A 4394-nucleotide genomic window follows, 5' to 3' on the forward strand; every position below is an offset into this window, starting at 1 on the left:
GCCGGCGCCCACCCGGGCCAGGTCGGCCGCGCCGACCATTCCGGCCGCCGGTCCCAGCTTCGCGGCGCGGATCTCGGCCACCGGCCGGTGCCCGGCCGCGGGGAGCCGACGGCGGAGCTTGGTCCCACCGAGGTCGATCCCGACCGCAAGTCCCACGCGCGCCCCTCCCATCGAGGTCGAACTTAACCTGATCCACCGTCAGGCCCTACTACGTCCGACGAAGTGTGGGTTATAGCGCTCAGTTGGTCGGACGCAAGGGGGTCAGGAACTGCTCAGGTGATCTTGATGGTCTCGAAGCCGGAGCCCTCGGGCTTGGCGGCGCGCTGGCCCTCGAGACCCTCCAGCGCGGTCCGGGCCAGGGCGAGCACGGCCTCCATCGCTTCCTCCAGGCGATGGCCCAGCTCGGGACTGCTCTGCCGGGCGAGGGAGATCAGCTGGCAGAGCGGGCACAGCTTGCACTCGGCGGCGCCGGTGGCGATGTGGGTGGTGAGGTAACCCAGGTCGATACCGCTGTTGGGCCGGGCGGCAGACCGCGCACCCAGCCACTGCCCGAGGGCGTCGACGAGCCGCGCCGCCTCCTCGGCGGCCGCACCGAACGGGTCGGTGGTGGCCCGGTCGGTCGTCGACCCGTCAGTCATGACACGAGCGGGCGGGCGAAGGTGATCTCGAGGCGGTCGTCGTGCAGCTGCGCCCCGGCGATCGTGCATCGCTGCAGCGCGCTCGGGAGCGCGAGCTGGCGGCGGTGGCCGGCGACGGTGAGCACCAGTTCGTCGCCCTTGCGGCGCAGGTCCATGTCCCGCTTGTCGGCCAGCGGCAGGGCGAGGGAGAGCACGTAGCGGCTTTCGGCCGGGCCGGAGGCGACGTTGCGGATCGTCATCGTCTCGGTCTGCGCGAGGAGGGCGCACGGATCGCCACCGGCCGAGGAGTAGGCCTCCGCGGCGAACGCACCGAGCTCCGCGACGCCGACCGGCTCCGCGGCCCGGTAGGGCGAACGCAGGACCGGCAGCGGGGCGAAGGACGCCTCGACCTCTGCCAGCATCGCGGTCTGCGCCGCAACCCAGCCGTCGCGCCAGGGGTCGGCGCCGCCGACCGGGAAGATCCGGTTCGCGATCACCGCGTCGGTCCGGTAGCCGTAGAGGCACAGCGAGGTCAGGGTGCGCCGCGCCTCGGCGACCACCACCGCCTCCGGGGTGAGCACCAGGCGCACGGAGGTGCCGGGGTCGGTGAGCACCTCACGCACCCCCGCCAGCTCGCCGTGCAGACGCTCGACGGCGGCGAAGACCCCGTCGGCGGGCATCGGCACCCCGGTCACCCGACCGAGCACGGGGCGCAGCGCACGCACCATCCGACGCTCGATCGGGAAGACCCGGTCCATGTACCAGTTCAGCGCCTCGGGCAGTGCGAGCAGGCGCAGCGTCTCCGCGGTCGGCGCACAGTCCACGACGACCAGGTCCCAGCGGCCCGAGCGGGCCTGGTCGCGCAACTCCAGAAGCGCGAGCACCTCCTCGGCGCCGGGCAGCACGGTGAGCTCTTCGGCCTCGATCGAGTCGACGCCGACGGAGTCCAGGACCGATAGCAGGTAGCGGCGGATCTCCACCCAGGTGTGCTCGAACTTGCGCTGCGCGTCCACCTGTTGGACGAACAGGTTGGGCTCGACCTCGGTCGGGTCGGCGGCCGGCGGGATCCCGAAGGCATCGGCCAGGGAGTGGGCGGCGTCGGTGGAGAGCACCAGGGTCTTGTGCCCACGGGCGGCGGCCAGCGTCGCGGTCCCGGCGGCGGCCGTCGTCTTGCCGACCCCACCCTTGCCCGTGAAGAGGAGGACCCGCACTAGCTCTCGACGCGCTTCTTCAGCTCACGCAGGGCGGTGTCGATGATGACCTTCTCGGCCTTGCGCTTGATCATCCCGAGCAGCGGGATCTTGACGTCCACGGACAGTGTGTACGTGACGTCGGTCCCGCCGTCCTCGGCCGGGGAGAGCGCGTAGGAGCCGTCCAGCGACTTGAGCATCTGACCCTCGACGAGGGTCCAGGTGAGCACCTGCGGAACCTGCGACCAGTCGTAGGTGAGCGTGTACTCGTCCTTGATCGCGCCCGCGTCGAGTTGGTAGTGCACCAACTCGCCCCGGCCGTCCGGGCGCCGGCCGAGGATCTCGGCCTTCTTCACCGCGCCCGTCCACTCCGGGTAGGCCTCGAAGTCGGCGATCACGGCCAGCACCGCGTCCGGCGAGGCGTTCACGGTGATGCTCGCCGTCGTCGAGTCGGCCATTGATGGTCCTCCACGCTGTGCTTATCAGGCTCCGCAGGTTATCGCGGACGTCAGACCCCGTTTCCCGGCCGGGTCGTGGGGACCGTCACGGTGAGCGTCACCACTCCAGAACGAGCGGTCGCTCCTGACCTCGAAAGTGCCCGACGTTGATGCATTCGGTGCGCCCGATCCGCAGCCGGGCCGCCAGCGGGGAGTGCACGTGACCGAACAGGGCCAGGTCCGGCTGGTGCTTCCGGATGGCGGCCAGGCTCTGCTCGCTGCCGCGCTCGAAGCGCCGAGCCACCACGTCGTAGGTGAGCTCGGCCACAGCCGGCGGGATGTGAGCGCAGAAAACCTCCACGCGCCGCCCGATCGCCGCCGCGGCGCTGAAGACCGCGTCCACCTTGGCCGCGTACTCCTCGTCGGAGATCTCGAACGGGGTCCGGTAGGCCGAGCGCAGCCCGCCGCCGACGAAGCCGAAGATCCGGCCCCCGATCTCGGCGATCTGGCCGTCGAGCACGGTGTGCGCCGACCCGAGGAACTCCGGCCACAGCGCGGGCAGGTCGACGTTGCCGTAGGTCAGGTAGGTCGGGTCCGGCATCGCGGCGAACAACTGGGCGTACTGCTGGCGGACCGCGGCCTCGATGTGCGTCCACGGGTCGCCCTCGACCCCGGCCCACAGCGAGTGCAGGTACGCCCGGGCGCCCTCCATCTGCCCGGCCGTGCGCAGCGCCACCCAGCGCGCAGCGTTCTCGGCCCCGAACAGGTCGCCGAAGATGCCGCCGGTGTGGTCGTCGTAATCGACGAAGAGCACCAGGTCGCCGAGGCAGACCAGGGCGTCGGCCCCGTCGCCGGCTGCTTTCAGAGCGTCCGCCGAACCGTGGACGTCGCTGACCACGTGCACCCGCATGGGCTCAGGGTAGGTGCCGCGCTGTGCCATGGATTGCCCCGGAGTGCCCCGAATTGCTGCGGCTGGTCCGGGACGGGGTGACACTGACTCCCATGACCGCCCTGGTGGAGGTGCGCGACCTGCAGGTCGCCTTCGGCCGGGTGCGGGCCGTCGACGGGGTCGACCTCACCGTCACCGCCGGCGCCGCGGTCGGCCTGCTGGGCCGCAACGGCGCCGGGAAGTCCACCACGCTGCGGGTGATGGCCGGCGCGCTCCCCGCGGCCGGCGGGCGGGTGAGCATCGGCGGGATCGACGTCGCCGACGACCCGTTCGCGGCCCGCGCGATGGTCGGCTACTGCCCGGACGTGGGTGGGCTGATCCCGCGGGCGACCCCGTGGGAGCACCTGGAGCTGGCGGCCCGGCTGCGACGGCTCCCCGACGGGTGGCAGGACCGGGCCCGGGACCTGCTGGAGCGCTTCGACCTCGGCGGCGAGGCCGACCGGGTCACGGCCGGCTTCTCCCACGGCATGAGTCGGCGGATGTCGGTGATTCTGGCCGCCTTCCACGGCCCCGCGGTGCTGCTGCTCGACGAGCCCTTCGACGGCGTCGACCCGCTCGGGGTGGACGCCACCCTGGATCTGGTCGCCGAGGCACAGGTCGCGGGCGCCGCAGTGGTGATCTCCTCCCATCTGCTACCCCTGGTGGTTCGCGCGACCGGCCAGGTGGTCGTGCTCCGGCAGGGCCGCGTGGTCGGGGCCGCGCCGAGTGCCGAGCTCGGTGGCGACGTCGGATCGGACCGGTACCGCGCGCTGCTCGCCGGCGCCCGAAGCTGACCCCGTGCTGACCCCGTGCTGACCCCGTGCTGACCCCGTGCTGACCCCATGCTGACGCTGCGTCAGTTGCGCGCCCTGTTCGGGCTGCGCCGGCGGATGGTGCGCTCGCGCTTGGCGCGGATCGGGCTGACTCTGGCGGTGTGCGCACTGCCCGCCGTCCTGGCGCTGGCGGTCTGGGCCGGAACGCAGCAGAACCATGCCCTGCACTCGGCCTGGGTGGTGCCGGCGCTGTTCGCCGGCGTGGCGGGGGTGGCCGTGCTCGCACCCCTCGCGGTCGGCGGCGGCTACCAGCTCTTCCCCGAGGACCAGCTGCTTGCGTTCCCGGTCCGCCCGTCGACGCTGGCCGTCGGCTCGCTGCTGCTCAGCCCGCTGAACCTGACCTGGCTCGCGCAGGTGCTCGGCGCCGCGACCGCGACCGGCTACCTGAC

Annotated in this window: 5 protein-coding genes and 1 pseudogene; 2 read left to right on the forward strand and 4 right to left on the reverse strand. The window is 72.4% G+C overall.

Translation table 11 applies throughout. The features are described 5' to 3' along the window. Positions 1–272: 272 nt before the first annotated feature. The 4 genes from H0X00_RS21900 to H0X00_RS21915 all read right to left on the reverse strand — a co-directional run bounded on the left by H0X00_RS21900 (position 273) and on the right by H0X00_RS21915 (position 3154). Complete coding sequence (locus H0X00_RS21900; RefSeq protein WP_293774832.1) at positions 273–638, reverse strand: hypothetical protein; 366 nt, start codon at positions 636–638, stop codon at positions 273–275. Next, entirely contained in the window at positions 635–1828 is a 1194-nt protein-coding gene (locus tag H0X00_RS21905) for an ArsA family ATPase (RefSeq protein WP_293774834.1), read from the reverse strand. The genes H0X00_RS21900 and H0X00_RS21905 overlap by 4 nt, the downstream gene beginning before the upstream one ends. Then, a complete protein-coding gene (locus H0X00_RS21910; protein WP_293774836.1) occupies positions 1828–2265 on the reverse strand; it encodes an SRPBCC family protein in 438 nt (145 codons plus the stop codon). The genes H0X00_RS21905 and H0X00_RS21910 overlap by 1 nt, the downstream gene beginning before the upstream one ends. 97 nt (positions 2266–2362) lie before the next feature. Further along, the gene (locus H0X00_RS21915; RefSeq protein WP_293774837.1) at positions 2363–3154 is read right to left on the reverse strand and encodes a metallophosphoesterase; all 792 of its coding nucleotides are present in this window, start codon (positions 3152–3154) and stop codon (positions 2363–2365) included. A 92-nt stretch (positions 3155–3246) separates the two neighbouring features. Between H0X00_RS21915 and H0X00_RS21920 the strand changes: the two genes are divergently transcribed. After that, positions 3247–3966 carry an ABC transporter ATP-binding protein gene (locus tag H0X00_RS21920; protein WP_293774839.1) on the forward strand — a complete coding sequence of 240 codons (720 nt, stop codon included), beginning with the start codon at positions 3247–3249 and terminating at the stop codon, positions 3964–3966. A gap of 48 nt (positions 3967–4014) precedes the next feature. Further along, positions 4015–4394, forward strand: a pseudogene (locus tag H0X00_RS21925) (hypothetical protein); the annotation flags it as partial.

It is taken from the genome of Sporichthya sp., from assembly GCF_013815995.1.
Taxonomy (GTDB): Bacteria; Actinomycetota; Actinomycetes; order Sporichthyales; family Sporichthyaceae; genus Sporichthya.

What these genes read in the sequence shown, in the direction of transcription:
- H0X00_RS21900 (WP_293774832.1), bottom strand. Translation starts at nt 638, where the DNA reads ATGACTGACGGGTCGACGACCGACCGGGCCACCACCGACCCGTTCGGT.
- H0X00_RS21910 (WP_293774836.1), bottom strand. Translation starts at nt 2,265, where the DNA reads ATGGCCGACTCGACGACGGCGAGCATCACCGTGAACGCCTCGCCGGAC.
- H0X00_RS21915 (WP_293774837.1), bottom strand. Translation starts at nt 3,154, where the DNA reads ATGCGGGTGCACGTGGTCAGCGACGTCCACGGTTCGGCGGACGCTCTG.
- H0X00_RS21920 (WP_293774839.1), top strand. Translation starts at nt 3,247, where the DNA reads ATGACCGCCCTGGTGGAGGTGCGCGACCTGCAGGTCGCCTTCGGCCGG.